Origin of the sequence: Natronococcus sp. CG52, assembly GCF_023913515.1 — an archaeon.
Classification (GTDB): Archaea; Halobacteriota; Halobacteria; order Halobacteriales; family Natrialbaceae; genus Natronococcus; species Natronococcus zhouii.
On record NZ_CP099393.1, the window covers coordinates 101,233 to 117,574 of the forward strand.

The window sequence follows — 16,342 nt, forward strand, 5'->3', positions numbered from 1 at the left end:
AATAGACACAATCTTTTTGATACGAATTATAATAGTTGGCAGTATGACATCCAAAGAAGCATCGAATAATTCAGATGTGCGATTCAAGAAGCGCCTTGTGAGGGTGGTCGTTTCGGTCGTCGTACTGACTGGTGTGACTGTCGTTCTCGGGTACGGCGGGTGGATTGTCTTGACGCTCACGGCCAAGGTCGGTGGCTATGATCCGAAGACAGCTGATGGGGAGTTACTACGTAATCGGTTACTGACGTGGCCCGACCGCAACAGAGAAGTCATGCGCTCGAATGGCAGAGCGAGCCTCCCGTTGAAACCTTAGCGTATTTGCGACACTCATCCTCTGTATTCAGCACGCCAGTCCTGTCAGTTGGTGAGGGTTTCAACAGAGCTCTCTCGTAGTAAATTGGAAATTCAGCATTCGCTAATTGGGTGGGGAGGGACATCAACGAAATTCCCACAGATATTATCCAAGGTATTGCACCAATAATGATAATAGAGGTTATGATTATAGGTCTTGGCTGTCGATAGTATTTAGAATACGCTTCGTAATTCAGCCCTATGACCCAAAAGTCGAAGATGATCTAATCATATCATTACTATGGAATAGCCTTAGTGAATAGTGAATCGCACTTCACCGGTTAAATGGTCTGCAACTCTATCAGTTGGCTTATTCCAGCACCTCGAACGTTTCTTTGGTGAGGGTCATCACAAGCTCATCTGCTGGTTCTACTTCACGTGTTAGTCCGGCACTCTGGCCTGCATAGAGAGGTAATTCCTCTACGTCTCCACTCATATCAGGTACTGAAAGTGAATCCTCGTACCGCCGTACCGGAGTACCATCATCTGTTTCGGCAACGATGTCGCCCTCTCCCGGTCGTTCCGTTGAGGGGTGTTCTGCTGCCCTCCATTCTTCGACAGTCCCATTTTCGATTACCCGATGTGGCACATCTGGCCATCCTTCGTCGAAAAGCGTCGAGTAAACTGTGTCAGTCTCTTCCGCGTCAATTACCCGCTGTCGATACAGCCGATGGACGTGAGCTTCTTCCGTTGCGAGAAATCGCGTGCCGAGCCACGCGTCTGCCGCGCCGAGAGTGAGTACCGCAGCAATTCCGCGTCCATCTGCGATACCACCAGCGGCGATGACTGGTGTGTCGGGTACGGCATCAACGATACGGGGTACCAGCGGGAGTGTGGCGACTTCACTCTGCACGTGCCCGCCTGCTTCCCATCCCTGTGCAACGAGAATATCTACATCTGCATCGACAGCATCCTTCGCCTCTTCAGCACTTCCTACCGATTGGAGAACGATCCCATCACGCGAATGAATTTGCTCGGTATACGGTGCGGCCTCCCCAAATGAAAAGGAGAAGATGTCGATTCCTTCGTCAAGACAGACTTCAACGTGGGTCTCTGTCGGGACGTTTTTCGCGTCCGAATCCGCGACAATATTGACGCCGAAAACGCCCTCTGTCCGCTGTTTGGTTTCAGTGATAACCTTACGGGTTGCCTCAGCGTCACGCCATGTAACGGCCAGCATTCCGAGTGCGCCAGCGTCAGCAACGGTGGCTGCCAAAGCGGGACAGGTCGCACTTCCGACCGGTGCTTGAACGATGGGAACGTCAAGACTGAGGGCATCAGTGAGGGGCGTCGTCAGCCGGGGCATAGCGAATCAAGTAGAAGTTTGATGTATGGGTTCTTGGTTCTAGTGAGTTGAACACGCGCCCGCGTGTGCATGACACCGATTCCCCGATACTGGCAACACTGGAGATCTCGCGCCGACGTCGCCGGTAAAGTAAAGACAGATATGATATTACTGCGGGCTGTCCCGAAAGGGATCTGGAAGCGTACTCATGGACTCTGCACTGTGGGCGAGGAACCGGCCCGCTGCAACGGGCTGTTTCCTTCATTGTGGATTCGGCCCGTTCCACCGGGCCACTTTTTGAGAACGGAGACGGGTGCCATGAGTGTAACAGTAGATAGTAGCACGATTTCTTTATTCAGAGTTGGCCGTGAAACTCGCGTTCAGTATAGAGAAGTACTCATCACGGAACATATGACAACTGATGGAGGGGTCGCTGGAGATCGGATGAATACGAAAACTGTCAAACTGTAGATATAAATAACACATCCGCCTATATAGGTCATGGCCACCGCATTCCAGGCACCCTCCAGTCGAACGGTCAGTCGCCTGCTGAGCGTTCTTGCCATCCTGTTTGCCAGCGTAGCAGTTACGTACCTCCTGCTTCCGAATCCACTTGGAGATGTATTCTTTGCCGGAACCGTGATGCTCAGCGTTATTTTCGCCCTTGTCGGTGGGGTTGGCGCGTGGACGAACCGGCCACCGCTCGTTTGGGTGGCCGCGCTCCTGTTGACGGGGCTTTCGATCGTAGGGATGTTGTCAGTCGGACGCTTCATCGCACCCGCCGCTCTCCTCTTGCTCGGGGCCGCCGTATTCTCTCAGATAGCCGGGCCGCGTACGGACGTTCGGGAGACAATTATTGCCAATCCGCCGACTGAACGGGAAGTCATGCGGAAGAAGCAGGTCGGCACCGGTTCAGTAGTCGTCGGAGTTGGACTGGTGTACGTAGGTGCATTCAGACGAGAACTGTTCGGGGCGTGCGCGAGTGAAACATTAGCCTGTGCTCTTGACAAGATGAATTGGGGTGCGGTTGGACTAACCATCTTCGGATTGGTTGCAATTGGCCTCGGGGGATGGTTGCTCTGGAAGCAGGCCTATATCACACGTGTACTTGCGTCAACACAGACCCGGTAGAAGGTAATATACAGTCGCTCCAGCCTTGTTGGAAATCTTTTCGGTTGATGAGCTCAGGGTCTCGCCGATAGGTACGCATCCCTACGTAACAATTCGACCGACTCAGATTCAGCACCAAGGCTGAATAAAGAAACCGTATTGTCAACTACTGGTAAACTTACGAGAAATCGGACTTGACAGGCGTTTTGCGGCCGTTGATCAAGCACAGGAAACAGACACCGTTGCAGAAGCGCATAACGCTCAGATAGACGATGCCGACCACCAGCGCTAAAAGAGCGCAGCGAATCTCCCCTCAATACAAAAAGGACTATTGGTTCTCGTCACCGAATCGCATTAATGACTCGTTGGAGTCCGGCCATGTTCACCCTTGGAGGGAGACACGTCATAATTACCCTCGGAGGTCTATACATCGCACTTGCCGTCGGATGGGCGCTTGTCCAAGCCTCTTTGGGGACGTTTCTTCCAAGTATTCTAGTTGGTTCTTCTTTTATAGGCGGTTTTGGTTTCATCCTTTTTGTTGGCGGATATAGATTGCCACAGACTGATATTCATCCAAATTTTTATTCTTTTATTGCAGTTCGCTGTCTCGGTGGACTTGGACTGATAATTCTCATCCTTATACTCTACGAACTCCAACCCGCTGCAGGGATTGAAAATATTGACCGATCTGTTCTGATACTCACAGGATTCGGCACTGCTGCCGGCTTCGGTGTGGGTAGATATGATGCGCAGGCAAAATCACGTGCCCGTGAAATCGAACTCCAAAACCAGAAACTACAGCAAATACAGGACGAGCTCGAAGAATCGAACAAGCGGCTCGAGCATTTCGCCTATGCTGCATCCCACGACTTACAGGAACCCCTGCGGATGATCTCGAGCTACCTGCAACTCATTGAGAATCGCTATGCTAATGAACTCGACGAGGATGGTGAGGAGTTCCTCGAGTACGCGATCGACGGCTCGAAGCGAATGAAAGAGATGATTGACGGACTACTCGAATACTCGCGCGTCAATACACAAGGGAAACCGCTCGAACCTGTCGATCTCAACGACATAGTTACCGACGCTCGCAAAAACCTCGAGATACAGATTAGGGAAAGCAACGCTGATATCGAATGTGATGAGTTGCCGCGTGTTAACGGTGATGCGAGCCAATTACGCCAGCTTTTCCAAAACCTCTTTTCTAATGCGATTGAGTACAGCGGTGACCAGCCTCCACGAGTCGATGTCTTTGCCGAACGAACTGGCGAGAAGTGGAAACTCTCGGTCCGTGACGACGGCATCGGGATTGACCCAAAGGACCAAGATCACATCTTCGATGTGTTCGAACGACTCCATAGCCACGAAGAGCACGCTGGAACCGGCATCGGACTGGCGCTCTGCAAGCGAATCACCGAACGTCACGACGGTGAGATCTGGGTTGACTCCGAACCTGGTGAGGGTGCAACGTTCTCGTTTACGCTACCGGCTGTGACTGCGTAAACTGCCTTGGGACTTGACCCCGAGGCACTCGGCCTACTCCGCCTGTAGACGTCCTTCTCGATTGACGAGATCGAACACGCCATCCTGCATCCAACTAAACGGGTGCTCTTCGTCCTCGTCTTCCCGCTTGAGGACGTGGCTCTTCAAAAAATACTCGATAGTGCCAACGAGGAGCCCTGTTCGACGAGGAAGTCGCTGGAGACCTTTTCTGCTACACCGACAAGAGAGGTGACAATATCGGCGATCAAGCAGAATTTCTGGATGTTGTTATCAATTACTGACCTGATTACCTCGGTTACGGAGAAATCCGTAGATAGGCCGGATGATGAGTAGCACAGAGGTTATCGCAGCAAGAAGAACGAGCCGAATATCGACCTGCTGTATTTCGGCTGCGGAAAACGTTCGGAGTGATTGCCCGAGAAATACATAGAAGACCGCCCATGGGAACTCACCGATCAGTGTTCCAAGCGCAAATATTCGTGTTGAGACACCGGTAAGTCCGGCGCCATATGAAACTGCATCGGCAGGTGCTGGAGAAAGACGTGCAGCGATCATTCCTCGAAGCTCACCGGTTATATCGACAAATGTTGCTCCGTAGACTGTAGCCCAGTCGAGATAGGTACCGTCAACTCGAGTCGCAACAAAAAATGGAGGGAGGCACGTGAGTACGGTACCAAACAACGCTAACGGGACTCCAGATGGAAATCCGAATACATAGCCGATGAACACCGAAAACACACTCAGAGGCCAGAGTAGGAATGGCCGTACAATATAGAGTCCGATTAGTCCGAGAACCAGGATTGACCAGTGATGGGTAGTCTCTTGTATGCTAACAAGGAGTTCAGTTAGTCAACTACCCCACCCTACTTCGCTCACCCTGACGGGTTCGCTCGTGGAGGGTGGGGCTTGTCCATGAACTCGGCTTCAAACCCTTCCGGGTGGGCGGTAAATCCACCACTTGGCATCACTGTTCCAGACTTTAGGGCAAGCTGACTGTTGCCCGTCCGCCGAGACGACTGTTGGCCCCGACGGACATACCGCATCCCGATGTTCTTCGCCGCGTTATAATCCGCGTTCGCCTCCGACTCGCACTTCACACAGTGGAAGTCGTTGCGTGCCGGGCGATTCTCGTCTGCCGTGAATCCACATTCGGCGCACCGTTTCGACGTGTACGCTGAACCGACTTGCTTCACCGAAACCCCCACCGCTTCGGCCTTGTACTCCACCTGTTCGTACAGCGTTCGGAACGCCCACTTGTGACCCCACGACGCGCCTGTGCGATCGCGGATATCGGTCAGGTCCTCGAACGCGATTACGTCGCACTCATATCGGAGTGCTTCATCTACAATCGCGTTCGAGGCTCTATGTAGCACGTCGCGAACGTAACGGAGTTCGCGCCCACTCGACTGTTCGAGCGTTCGGTGGGCGCTTCGCGTCCCGGTCTGTTGGAGTCCGGCGCGTACTTTTTCGAACTCGCGGAGGTTGTGGGTTAACTCCCGCCCACTGAAAAAGTAGGCGGTACTGGTGACAGCAAGGTTTTCGATGCCGAGGTCAACCCCGAGGACTGTTCCGTCCTCGGCGGTGTTCCTCTCAGCATCGTTCTTCGGTCGGCGGAAGCCGATATGCAAGAAGTAGTCGCCGTCACGGGCAGTGAGTGTGCTTTCTGTGACGCTCCACGTGTCCGATTCGAGGTACTGTCGCTGGTAGCCATCGTCGGATTCGGGAAGATCAAGCGGACACCGGACTCTGCTCTCCGTTGTGGAGAGAGAAACGGTGTCGTCCTCAAACAACGTCATCGTCCGGCTGTCGTACTTCACCGTGGGTGCGGTAAAGGTAGGCTTGCTCGCCTTCTTGTCTTTAGATAGGCGTTCGATACAGCCGGTAATGGCTTGTGCAGCTTGGTGGGTGGCGAGAATCGCGTGCTGACTACCAAGGTCCGTTTGAGCGCGTACGTCGTCGTAGGCGAGGGGTTGCACGTCGCTTTTGGCGTTGCATTTTTCCCACGCCATATCAGTGGCGATCTGGCAACCACGCTTCCACTCGGAGATGGTCTCTTCGAGAAGGTTGCGTTGCTCGTCAGTAACCTCAAGATGAGTGATTGCCGTCCGTCGCACGTAGTCGTCTGCCACAACTTCAATGTGGTCGTGAGGCTACTTATAGATCGGTGTTTGTAAACTATACGAACGCGCTCCTCCCTACTCACTCGCTTTGCTCGTTCCTTGAGGAAGGGGACTCCGCGCTACTGCTTCAGTTGACCGTCCACGGATGAGATCTTCGTCTAGTGCTCGTCGATAGATCACACTTGTGACTTCGCGAACTGATCGCGGGACACCCAGCGCCGAGACCATCCAGTCGATTTCACTGAGTGCAAACTGGAGGTTGCGCTCGCCAGCGTCTTTTGTTCGAATGCGTACCTGCCATTTCCGCATCGCTTCGGTGTAAAGCGCAGCAACAACCAGAAATCCTGCAGCTAATCGACCCTAGCTACTTTTCGGATTGGAGTGATAGGCCCACATCGTCTCTCTGAGTCCCATATTTATGGCGTTCATTGTTCGAATGATTCGAGTTTTCGGACGAGTTTTGTGTATAAATCTGGTGCACAATACCAGCCTTCTTCGATCATCGAATCAATCGTCTCACGCGCTTCGGAGACAGTGATGTGTCCCCGCTTAGCGCATAAGAGAACAAGGTAGGCTGTCCCTCGTGTCTCGATTCCTTCAATTTCTGCAGCTGTTCTTCCATAAGCTTCGTCCATTACGGCGACTGCATCAAGTGACGCAGCACATCCAAGTACAGCTACATCAGCGTCACTCAAGTTAGGATTTTGTTGTAAACGGGCCACAAGCGGAGAGTCATCAACTGAGATGACCTCGAAAAGCCCAGCATCAATGCACTGTTCGATACGTCGAGCATCGGTATACCCCTCTTCAAGACCGGTAGTAACGACCTCCGAATGGATTTGCTGAGGGAGATAACACTGCCCATTGAGGTTGGAGACGAGGTGGAGTTGATCGACCTTCGCGAGGTAAATTAGCGGCGTCGCGTCGAAAACCCACATTCACAGCTCCTCAAGATCGTCTTCGAGGTGATCGCCCGATACCCATGTGATATCATGATCCTTCGCGAGCTGGGCGAACTCCCAGACAGACATCCCTGCAAGCTGGGCGGCCTTCGTGAACGTAATCTCATCGGCAGCGAGTCGTTCGACCGCTTGCTCACGACGCCAGTCCTCGAGCCCTTCCGAGAGGAGTTTTCGTACTGCTGTGCTCCGATCCAGACGTTCTTCCTCGAGGTATTCTTCGAGTTCCCCCTCGAGATCATCTGGAACCCGCGTCGATATTGTTCCCATATCGTATGCTATGTTTGCAATGTATACAAGCGTTTCGCTCGTTCTGATTGCCCTCGATTCCATCGCTCGAGACGGTTTGTGACCCCGGAGAAGCGGTGACGGGGGGTCATGGATAGAGTATGTATCTGGGATGGTAAAATCGTTCGTAGGAGCCTCTATTGAACCCCTTTTCAGGTACTTATTCGAAACGCCAAAATTGGATATCCAGAAACGATATCTACTCAGAGAGTATCACATCGTATAATGGCCTACGAGAACTTGGACGAAGACTTAGTGAACGAACTACTTGGCGACGGGCGTGCGAGTCTCCGGAGTCTCGCTGAAGAACTCGATGTCTCCGTTACTACCGTCTCAAACCATCTTTCCGATCTCGAGGAAGACGGGGTGATCAAAGGATACACACCAAAAGTCGACTATGACGCTGCCGGATACGATGTCACCGCTGTAATGCAGCTCAAAGCCGAAGGGAATGCGCTCCCCGAAATCACGGAGACACTGAAAGATCACCGACAGATGATCTCGGTCCACGAGGTTACCGGTGACTACGACGTGATCGCGATCGGCAAATTCGAAGATACCGATGACATGAACGACCAGATCAAAGCCCTGATCACAGATCCAGACATCAACCAGTCAAATACGAGCATCGTTCTCAACGCTGTGGCTGAAAACAACCAGTTCGAACTCGAAACCACCGATAACAGCTGATTCACGACCGCGATTGCAGAAGGTCAGTGAATCGAGACCGCGTTTCCGGTCTAGCTGCTGTCCTTCTGACCGGAGACGCCATAATCGATATGGACTTCCGGTGTGCTCGGTGATTCCGGCGCAGCGACACCGTTCCAATCGACGACGTGCACGTTCGCCAACTGGCCGGAAAACCGAAATCGCATCACGCCAGTCTCGATCACACCCTCTGCTGCGTGCTTTGAGACGATCGTTGCTTCCTCGAGGGGATCGGCGCCCACCAATTCGATGGACCCGTTAACAGTGATTTCGTAGCTTGCTGGGACTCCCCTGCCAATGATTGTGACGAGATTTGCCAATCTGTCCCCACCGGGCATACGTTGATGACTACTGCGTGTCAGCATAAGCCTTCCTGGCAACTACACCAGATGAATAGAGACCTGTTTGAGCGGACGAATGCAGCTCTTTTTACACGTTGACGTACTGGTTCTCCCACTCCCGTCGTTCCTGAATTACGTCCTCTCCCGCGTCGTTGATGGCGTAGTAATTCGTTCGTCTATCGAGTTCACCCTTCTCGACTAGCTCCTTGTTGACAAGCGTGTCGAGGTTAGGGTACAGCCGGCCGTGATTAATCTCGCTCTCGTAATACCCCTCGATTTCCTCCTTGATGTCTTGGCCGGACGGCTCGTCGGCACCTGCGATCACGTACAGGAGGTCTCGTTGGAAGCCGGTGAGGTCGTCCATCTCACGAGAGTATTCAACGATGCTGTATATGGGTTCTTTGCACACTGAATTGTATGTTTGTGCGCTGTGAAAGTATAATAGTGAATATTTTAATGTGACGTTATCTGAATCGCTGTTCAACATCTTCTCTGGATCTCATTCTAAGTAGAATCGGAACTACCCCTGTAGAATACCTTGGGTAGAGTCCACGGCATGTTTTGACCAATTGATTTCTAACAACAGAGAGGGAGGCTACAATTCAGATAGCCACGTGATTGATCAGTAGTAGGAGATCACTGATTCGGGAACGTGATCGCTCGTGTACGTGACATCAAGACTGCGCCGACGAGCAAAGATTATACAGAAACAGACGTGAATATTCACCAGTTCCGTTGGAGTCGACTCGTATACGTCAAGAGACTCGTGAAAGTTATCTAGCTCTCGGCAGGCGGCTTCAACCTGTTCGACGTCATGGTTCGCGATACCTGTCACTGCTGTCACGAGATTCACATCTCGCTTCGCGTAGATTGTTTGCTCATCCATCGCGTCGAACTTCGATTGGGCCGAGTCGCAGTACTCGCTGTGTGACTCGCCGAGAACGAACGCTGCAAGCGCTGCTACTGCATCGATGATCAAGGCGTTCTCCCAACCGCGGCACTCTTCGAGAAACGAGAGGGATGCCCATTCGACGACCTGCTCTGCCGCTTCGAGGAGAACATCATCGTTGCCTGCGAATGTTGCGAGTTGCATCGCTGTGAGCGCATCAATCCAGGGTTTTGCACCGAGCGAGTCTGGTGGATCAGACGGATCGAGCCTGCCTTCTGCAACGAAGCGTGCGTATTGCAGGTAGTCTGGCGCTGCTGCGGTGGCCCACATCCGCGCTTTGTCAATCTCACCAATACCGAGATATGAGAGGATGACGTCTCTCGCACCGCCTCGGCCGCCATCTACAGCGTCTAGCAGATCACCTGTCTTCGCTTTTTCATTGTCGATGGTCTCATCAACGATGTCTCGCAATCTGCTTCTGTCAGTCATGAATTATCGTATCCTCAGGAAACTGTAAATGTATCCCCAATTTTTACAACCTCTACGCTGTCGACCGTAGGTAATGTGCTGTCGCTTGGGTTCCGGAGGGAATCGGCGTTTGCCAGATTATCCGAAACGGACGCGTCCTGATACGCTACGAACTCTGTTTTGATTTTATCTTGGTTCACCCGTACGTCGACTCTGTCGCCGTTACGCATGGTTGTGATGACGCCTTGATCTTCGAGTGCTTGGAGAAATGCTCTCTTTTCCGCGGTATCAGCGTTCTGACCGAGGTCATCCATCTTCTGTTCGATCCAATCTTCACTCAACTGCTGGCCGTTATTCGTGTTCTCGAGATCGCTGCGAACGACATTCGTATTCTTTCCTCTCACCTTCGTTTCAATAACAACCAAGTTTCCATCGCTGTCGATCGCTAAACTGTCCACGCCGGTCTGACTACTACCGAAGTCGTATGGGACATCCTCTTCGGGAATATATCCTTCTGTGAGGGAACCGACATCACTGTCAGCATCGTAGTCGAACGATCCTGATCCGTATTTTTGGTTCAGTATCCGTGTCTGCAGAACTTCTTCACCGAGTCCGCCACGGATCTTCACGGCGTCAGCTTGACTTACCTGATCCAGATGATCAATCGCATCAACACCGTATTCTTCGTATAGATCACCGCCTCTATTGTTTTTGAACACTTTTTCAACTGCTTGTTCGTTCGACGAGAGCGTATTTTTCACCGACTGTGTACCATCGTCGTAGAACCGTCCGGTAACGGCAATATCTCCATCTGCACCCTCGATTCGGCCATAGGTGGCTGTTTCATGTCCGCCAGCTCGTCGCACGGTGGTATCCGAGTCGAACTTCGAGACACTGTTCAGCAGTTTCTGGCCATCATTTGCACCTAAACTGCTAACTCCCTTTGCAAGGAACCCTCTGCTTCTCGAGTCAATTTCTAGAGAAAGTATCTCATCGAGTTGTTCCTGATCCAGATCGCGAATGGCACGGTTCGTGTTGGCATCTCCTCGAACCAGCGTGCGTCCAAGTCGTTCCTGCCGTACTTCCGACAACGCGTCAACATCAGCATCCATTGCCCGCTGGTGACGCCAAAGCCTGTAGGCGCCACCAGCAGTGTCAGCTTGGCTCAGCATTGCCTCTGTGGCGTCTCCATCAGTCGCTAGCAGCACGCGTGCAGTCGCTCGTGCTTTCGCGGCGTCTTTTGTATCACTTGCTCGCGAGAGCGCTCGAGCAGCCTTCGTGTCGACGAGTTGGGAGCCAACCTTCTGGGCGCTGCTGGTTCCCTTGATCGCGCTCTTGGCGCTGTTCGCACCGGATCCGCCAAGTACAGTCTTCGCGAGGAAGCCTGTAGCGTACCCTTCATACCAGTTGACTTCGAACGTGTCGTACAACTCGGGATGCTCTTTCCCGTCGAGCGAGCCGTACGGATTATTGCGTACCTGCGTCTGCTCGACGTTCTGGGCGATCGCGGTGACCAACGTTTTACCTGCCCCGAGTCGCTCCTCTGCGACCAGTGCGATCAGCGCTCGTATCCCCTCGACGACGGCAGCAGGATCCTCGATGAGCTGTGAGACGTCCTGGAAGGCGACACCGAGACTTGAGGAAAAGCCTGAAATCGTACCGAATTCGCTGGCAACCGCCTGATCGATGAGCGTCCCGGTGTACAGACCGCCAGCAGCCTCGCTGTAGAAGTTCGCCCGCTGAACCCCAACAATCTGATGCGAATTGGCATTTGTGTCGCTACTCTCGAGGTAGATCGTCGTTCCGGCTGTCGTGTCACCGACGGACTCAGCAACGCTGCCAACGGTTTCGGCGCTCTTCGATCCAAACGAGATGAACGTCGATTTGACACTGCTGGTGTCAATGTCGGTTTCCGATTCGGTGAATTCTTCGGTGAACTTGAGCGTGTCGTAGACGTCTACCTTCCCGCCGTAGGTTTCCGTTCGCTCCTCGTTTCCATCCTTTATTAGGACTGCGCGGTCGACGCCTGCCGGGTCATGGATGTGGACGTTGACCCAGTACGTGGTATCAAGACTGCGCTCAGGAATCTGATAGCCTGACTGCTGGATGTCTATTTCCGGTGGCTGAGCGTCATACAGCGTTGGATCGCCAGCATTCTCGAGTTCGTCCTCGTCGTCGATGCCGTCACCGTCGGTATCACGAGCTGTCGGATCTGTTGCGAGCTCGCGCTCACGACCATCGTCGAGACCGTCTCCGTCGGTATCGGCCGCTAATGGATCAGAGTAGACTTCGTACGTCTTGTAGTGGTCATCGATCGCATCTGGGTTCTCACCACTGGTTTCGAGGACCGCGTTTGTCGCGTCAGAGTCAGTCGTTTGAACGACGGTCGTCGATTCGTGTGTCTCAGTGTAGTCGTCGACGCCATCACCGTCAGAATCGACCTTCGATGGGTCACTTCGAAGCTCGTAGTAGGTGTAGTTGTATTGCTGCCCATTGCGGTCGATATCGACGGTGACTCTGCGCTCGATTTCTTCACCATCATCAAGGCCATCACCGTCGGTGTCGGCAGCATACGGATCAGTGTCGACGTACTCCGCCCATCCGGTTCGGACCCCCGTCTTTTCAACGCTATCTGGTAACCCGTCGCCGTCGGTGTCGAGTCCATCAGTTGCGTTTTCAGCGACTCGGGAGAATACCTCGGGGAGATCGTCCGCACCGTCGACGAAGTGATATTCGCCGTCAGTCTCATCTGCAATCCGTTTCAGCTTCGATTCATCTGCCGAGCCAAACCCGATCGTGTAGATTGTGATGTTCCGCTCGGCAGCCGCCTCTGCCTCGCTGATGCCGCCGCTTCCGACACCGTCAGTGAGCAGGATCGAGACCTTTGCACGTGAGTCGTTGCTCTCCGCATCGAAGTGGTCATTCGCTTCCTGGAGGCCCGCGCCGATATTCGTTCCACCGCTCGCACCGAGGCGGTCAATACTGCTGTTGACGGCGTCGAAGTCCCCGGACAGATCCTGTGTAACGCTGGCGTAGCTATCGAAATCGACGACGCCGGCTCGATCGCCATCGATGAGTGCACTGACGAACCGCTTCGCGGCGTCTTTCCGGTACCCGTATGGATCGTTCGACCCCATCGATCCCGACGTGTCGACAACGAACATCGTGTCGAGAGGCTGCGTCTCCGAGACGTTGTCATCGGTATCACCGTCTCCAGTCTCGGTTGCATCGAACTGGGCTACCCAGGTCGGGATGTGGAAGACGACGAAGGTAGAGAACTGCGTGGTCTCTCCGGTAATCGTTCCGTTCTGTGTGTCGACCGTCGAGGGCAGTGCCTCGAACGTCTGTGTTGTCTCGTTGAACCGGAATACCGCTAGTTCATCCGCATCGCCGTCATCGAGAACCGTGTCGTCGTATTCGACGGTGATGTTCGCCTGGTCGAACTCGCGTTCCGATCCAAGCTCGATAACTGGTGAGGCGCTGGCACTCTCGATACCGTTCGTTTCGAATCGATCCTCGTCGTTTGACTCGATCGTCACCCCGCTTGCAAGGTCGCCGATGCCTGTTATGTCGATATCAACGCCGAGAGACTCGTTGCTCGTACTCGTCGTGTGGGTGTCCTCGCCGTCATTGATGCCGTTTCCGTCAGAATCAGCCGTGAGTGGGTCCGTTCCGAGTCGAACCTCGACGCCATCGATCAGACCGTCATTGTCAGTGTCGGGATCGTGTGGGTCGGTTCCGATCTCGAGTTCGCGACTGTCGTTCAGTTCGTCTCGATCCTCGTCGGCTATGAGTGAATTAGTTCCCGCTTCATATTCCTCGTAGTTCGTCAATCCGTCATCGTCAGCATCCCATTCGGCATCATCGACACCGTCATCTCTGGTGTCGGCACTCGTCTGATCCAGCTCTGGATACTGGACTTCGAAGTGGTCTGGAAGGCCGTCACCGTCAGTGTCGGGCTCGAACGGATCCGTGTCGAATCGGCCCTCGTGGTAATTAGTGACGTTATCGTCGTCGAAGTCCTCGAGGCCGTCGATGACGCCGTTGTCACCGACATCTTCGTTGACTTTCGGTGAATCGCTGTCTGGGTGTTGCGGATCGGTCCCGACTATTTCGGTTTCGTACGTGTCTGGAAGCCCGTCGCCATCAAAGAGGACGGTGTCAGTGCCGACCTGAGGACCATCAGTCTTTCCAGATGGTGCGCCGTCAACTCCGCGATCATTTCCATTTTGATCTGCGTCCCCGCCCGCTTTCTGCTTCGACTTCCTGTTCCGATCATCTTCGTCCTCTGAGATAGGATCCACGACTTCGACTTCGACGGATGTAATCTGCTCGTCAAGCGTCACATTCGTCGCGAATGTCGCGTTGGTGCGGCTATCGCTGGTTTCGATCGGGACGGTTTTTGTCTCGGTATCACCGATCGTTACCGTCGCCTCTGACAGTGTTTCCGGACGGACATCGAAAATGGTCCCTCGGATTTCTCCTTTGATCGATTCGGTCCCATTTCGCGGTGGATCACCGCGAGTCGTGATCGTTACCTCAGGCGATGTTGCGGCGTCAATCGCGTCGAGGGCCTTCGTTGCCTGTACCCAGGCAATTCGATACTGTTGAATTGCGCTCGCCTGTTCGTCGAAGTCATCTCCGTCAGCAGCTTCGCTTCGTTCCTGTGCGCGCTCATATGCGCGTTCTGCGTTCTGGATGTGTGCCGTAGCACTCTGCTCAACGCCTGTATGAAGGTCTTCTTGGGTGTGGTTGAGTGCCCACGTAGCCTCTGCAATCCGTTCTGCTGCAGTTTCGTTGTCTGCAGAGACAATGAGATGCGCTGCCAGAACCCGCTGTTCGTCAGCTTCTGGCTCGCCAGACAGGGCTAACGAGTCGACGGCTGCCGCAGAGTGATTAAACGATGCTGGGTCCGAAATGTGCGCTGAGCCGTCTGTATATTCGATCGAATCGTTGAGGTGAGCCAGTGCCTCTTCGTCAGTTTCAGCATCTAATTCTGAACTATTCGTGAGAATGAATCGCGCCCATGTCTTCTGAAGCACGGGATCTCCTTCAGTTAACGTATCGACCTCATCGCGTTCTAAGATCGACGTAGCTAGCTGATCATCACCGGTTCTCTGGTCTATAGCCCCAGACGAAGATTCCATAGCGAAAACGGGAGCTATCGTTCCCGTTACCATTAGGATGGAAAAGACGATTGCCAGCAACCCCTTCCGAGTTAGTACCGATCTTCTCTCATTCATGTTATATGAAAATCAGATATAACTAACATATTATAATACTTTCTATTGTTAAAGAGAAAATCAAATAGGCTAATATCTACTGTATTAGGACGCCGTCTAACCGCTTTTGGGCGACGTGCTTACACACTGTAGTCGATTCTGACCTGTAGCCCGGAGTTACAGTCGGCGGTCGGCGAGTTTCTTGACGGGGTATTGGGGAACACTGAGCGTATGAAAGCGGAGCTAGAAAGCGCAGAGTTCGGAACGTTCGAGGTGCTATCCGTGAGCCTGAACTACAACTATTCTGAAAGATCTCCCGAACGGACACTTCGTCAACGAGCACGAAGAGCATCTCGCACTCTCAGTTGGCGAGGTATCGAGCAACTAGGACGATTGGAAGGACCGGGATCACCAACCCTGTCACGACGAGGATGACGACGACGATCGCTTTCTCGAGCTGACTCGAGTCGTCCCAGACTGAGCGTGACAGGCTATCGATTCCTTCCGCGGTTCGCTGTACGAGTCCAGCCATATCAAAAATATAACGCAGCAGATGAGTGTAAATCTTCGTTCGTCAGAAAGAGATAGTACTCAAAATTGAGATATACTCTCGTTGACTAAATCTTAGATCTCAACGCTCAACTGAATATTCCTCGATTCTCCCAGTAGAGATACAATATGAACGTTGATATCCCGATGATTAGCTCGGAAAGCGTGTTCACTGTCATCGAGGTCAGTACTACAGGGTCGTCCAACCCAGACTCAAGACTGCATCTTTGACTTTGATCACTCTCGAGGATTACTGAGGTTCTGCATTGGACCCGCGCATCGTGGACAAGTCAGCGTATGCTCAGCTCTAACCCGATGGCTACACACTACACATTCGCACAGGTTCGTGGGAATATTGACCATAATTTATTGTTTCTTGTAGTTTCCCCTACGCGTTCTACGTAAATAAAAGAATTGTTGGCGGAACTGTTCGATTCGGCCCCACTGGACGGTCAAAACTTGCGGCGTGCTGATCAGGACTGAGCCGAGAGCGTCTAATGCCGAGGAGGCAACGGCCAAGTCGGTTCTCGGGCGGGTTCGATAAACGAG

The 16,342-nt window shown here is 53.0% G+C and carries 15 protein-coding genes and 2 pseudogenes; 4 read left to right on the forward strand and 13 right to left on the reverse strand.

Annotated features, from left to right (window positions below):
* Nucleotides 1-43 precede the first annotated feature (43 nt).
* The gene (locus tag NED97_RS21855; protein ID WP_252491149.1) at nucleotides 44-313 is read left to right on the forward strand and encodes a hypothetical protein; all 270 of its coding nucleotides are present in this window, start codon (nucleotides 44-46) and stop codon (nucleotides 311-313) included.
* Nucleotides 314-661: 348 nt separating this feature from the next.
* Here NED97_RS21855 and NED97_RS21860 read toward each other — a convergent pair whose 3' ends face one another.
* The gene (locus tag NED97_RS21860; protein ID WP_252491150.1) at nucleotides 662-1,657 is read right to left on the reverse strand and encodes an NAD(P)H-dependent flavin oxidoreductase; all 996 of its coding nucleotides are present in this window, start codon (nucleotides 1,655-1,657) and stop codon (nucleotides 662-664) included.
* Nucleotides 1,658-2,137: 480 nt separating this feature from the next.
* Here NED97_RS21860 and NED97_RS21865 point away from each other — a divergent pair, with 480 nt between their 5' ends.
* Entirely contained in the window at nucleotides 2,138-2,767 is a 630-nt protein-coding gene (locus NED97_RS21865; protein ID WP_252491151.1) for a hypothetical protein, read from the forward strand.
* 336 nt (nucleotides 2,768-3,103) lie between these two features.
* A complete protein-coding gene (locus NED97_RS21870) occupies nucleotides 3,104-4,249 on the forward strand; it encodes a sensor histidine kinase (RefSeq protein ID WP_455429882.1) in 1,146 nt (381 codons plus the stop codon).
* A gap of 33 nt (nucleotides 4,250-4,282) precedes the next feature.
* Here NED97_RS21870 and NED97_RS21875 read toward each other — a convergent pair.
* The 6 genes and pseudogenes from NED97_RS21875 to NED97_RS21895 form a co-directional block, all read right to left on the reverse strand.
* A pseudogene (locus NED97_RS21875) lies at nucleotides 4,283-4,536 on the reverse strand (hypothetical protein); the annotation flags it as partial.
* Nucleotides 4,520-4,987 (reverse strand): TVP38/TMEM64 family protein, encoded by a 468-nt coding sequence (locus NED97_RS23385; RefSeq protein ID WP_382207888.1) that lies wholly within the window; start codon nucleotides 4,985-4,987, stop codon nucleotides 4,520-4,522. The pseudogene NED97_RS21875 and the gene NED97_RS23385, both read right to left, overlap by 17 nt.
* Nucleotides 4,988-5,121: 134 nt before the next feature.
* Nucleotides 5,122-6,378, reverse strand: coding sequence for an RNA-guided endonuclease InsQ/TnpB family protein (locus tag NED97_RS21880; protein WP_252491153.1), 1,257 nt, complete (start codon nucleotides 6,376-6,378; stop codon nucleotides 5,122-5,124).
* A 96-nt stretch (nucleotides 6,379-6,474) separates the two neighbouring features.
* A pseudogene (locus NED97_RS21885) lies at nucleotides 6,475-6,678 on the reverse strand (transcription initiation factor IIB); the annotation flags it as partial.
* A 116-nt stretch (nucleotides 6,679-6,794) separates the two neighbouring features.
* The gene (locus NED97_RS21890) at nucleotides 6,795-7,307 is read right to left on the reverse strand and encodes a DUF3368 domain-containing protein (RefSeq protein ID WP_252491154.1); all 513 of its coding nucleotides are present in this window, start codon (nucleotides 7,305-7,307) and stop codon (nucleotides 6,795-6,797) included.
* Nucleotides 7,308-7,598 carry a UPF0175 family protein gene (locus tag NED97_RS21895; protein ID WP_252491215.1) on the reverse strand — a complete coding sequence of 97 codons (291 nt, stop codon included), beginning with the start codon at nucleotides 7,596-7,598 and terminating at the stop codon, nucleotides 7,308-7,310. It lies immediately after the preceding gene.
* A gap of 243 nt (nucleotides 7,599-7,841) precedes the next feature.
* Here NED97_RS21895 and lrp point away from each other — a divergent pair, with 243 nt between their 5' ends.
* The gene (gene lrp, locus NED97_RS21900) at nucleotides 7,842-8,306 is read left to right on the forward strand and encodes an HTH-type transcriptional regulator Lrp (protein WP_252491155.1); all 465 of its coding nucleotides are present in this window, start codon (nucleotides 7,842-7,844) and stop codon (nucleotides 8,304-8,306) included.
* A 50-nt stretch (nucleotides 8,307-8,356) separates the two neighbouring features.
* On the opposite strand, the gene NED97_RS21905 is transcribed toward lrp, so the two are convergent.
* The 6 genes from NED97_RS21905 to NED97_RS23390 form a co-directional block, all read right to left on the reverse strand.
* Nucleotides 8,357-8,662, reverse strand: coding sequence for a hypothetical protein (locus NED97_RS21905; RefSeq protein ID WP_252491156.1), 306 nt, complete (start codon nucleotides 8,660-8,662; stop codon nucleotides 8,357-8,359).
* A gap of 91 nt (nucleotides 8,663-8,753) precedes the next feature.
* Entirely contained in the window at nucleotides 8,754-9,029 is a 276-nt protein-coding gene (locus NED97_RS21910) for a PadR family transcriptional regulator (protein WP_252491157.1), read from the reverse strand.
* Between the two features lie 258 nt (nucleotides 9,030-9,287).
* Nucleotides 9,288-10,043, reverse strand: a complete 756-nt coding sequence (locus NED97_RS21915; RefSeq protein ID WP_252491158.1) for a hypothetical protein — start codon at nucleotides 10,041-10,043, stop codon at nucleotides 9,288-9,290.
* Between the two features lie 14 nt (nucleotides 10,044-10,057).
* Nucleotides 10,058-15,169 carry a VWA domain-containing protein gene (locus NED97_RS21920; RefSeq protein ID WP_252491159.1) on the reverse strand — a complete coding sequence of 1,704 codons (5,112 nt, stop codon included), beginning with the start codon at nucleotides 15,167-15,169 and terminating at the stop codon, nucleotides 10,058-10,060.
* A gap of 436 nt (nucleotides 15,170-15,605) precedes the next feature.
* On the reverse strand, nucleotides 15,606-15,776 hold the full coding sequence (locus tag NED97_RS21925; RefSeq protein ID WP_252491160.1) for a hypothetical protein: 171 nt from the start codon (nucleotides 15,774-15,776) through the stop codon (nucleotides 15,606-15,608).
* 254 nt (nucleotides 15,777-16,030) lie between these two features.
* A complete protein-coding gene (locus tag NED97_RS23390; protein WP_382207892.1) occupies nucleotides 16,031-16,156 on the reverse strand; it encodes a rubrerythrin-like domain-containing protein in 126 nt (41 codons plus the stop codon).
* Nucleotides 16,157-16,342 lie beyond the last annotated feature (186 nt).

Bases quoted from the DNA above. Each gene is read 5' to 3' on its own strand.
- NED97_RS21860 (WP_252491150.1), bottom strand. From the start codon at position 1,657: ATGCCCCGGCTGACGACGCCCCTCACTGATGCCCTCAGTCTTGACGTT.
- NED97_RS21910 (WP_252491157.1), bottom strand. From the start codon at position 9,029: ATGGACGACCTCACCGGCTTCCAACGAGACCTCCTGTACGTGATCGCA.
- lrp (WP_252491155.1), top strand. From the start codon at position 7,842: ATGGCCTACGAGAACTTGGACGAAGACTTAGTGAACGAACTACTTGGC.
- NED97_RS21855 (WP_252491149.1), top strand. From the start codon at position 44: ATGACATCCAAAGAAGCATCGAATAATTCAGATGTGCGATTCAAGAAG.
- NED97_RS21915 (WP_252491158.1), bottom strand. From the start codon at position 10,043: ATGACTGACAGAAGCAGATTGCGAGACATCGTTGATGAGACCATCGAC.
- NED97_RS23390 (WP_382207892.1), bottom strand. From the start codon at position 16,156: ATGGTCAATATTCCCACGAACCTGTGCGAATGTGTAGTGTGTAGCCAT.
- NED97_RS21895 (WP_252491215.1), bottom strand. From the start codon at position 7,598: ATGGGAACAATATCGACGCGGGTTCCAGATGATCTCGAGGGGGAACTC.
- NED97_RS21925 (WP_252491160.1), bottom strand. From the start codon at position 15,776: ATGGCTGGACTCGTACAGCGAACCGCGGAAGGAATCGATAGCCTGTCA.
- NED97_RS21905 (WP_252491156.1), bottom strand. From the start codon at position 8,662: ATGCCCGGTGGGGACAGATTGGCAAATCTCGTCACAATCATTGGCAGG.
- NED97_RS21865 (WP_252491151.1), top strand. From the start codon at position 2,138: ATGGCCACCGCATTCCAGGCACCCTCCAGTCGAACGGTCAGTCGCCTG.
- NED97_RS21870 (WP_455429882.1), top strand. From the start codon at position 3,104: ATGACTCGTTGGAGTCCGGCCATGTTCACCCTTGGAGGGAGACACGTC.
- NED97_RS21890 (WP_252491154.1), bottom strand. From the start codon at position 7,307: ATGTGGGTTTTCGACGCGACGCCGCTAATTTACCTCGCGAAGGTCGAT.
- NED97_RS21920 (WP_252491159.1), bottom strand. From the start codon at position 15,169: ATGGAATCTTCGTCTGGGGCTATAGACCAGAGAACCGGTGATGATCAG.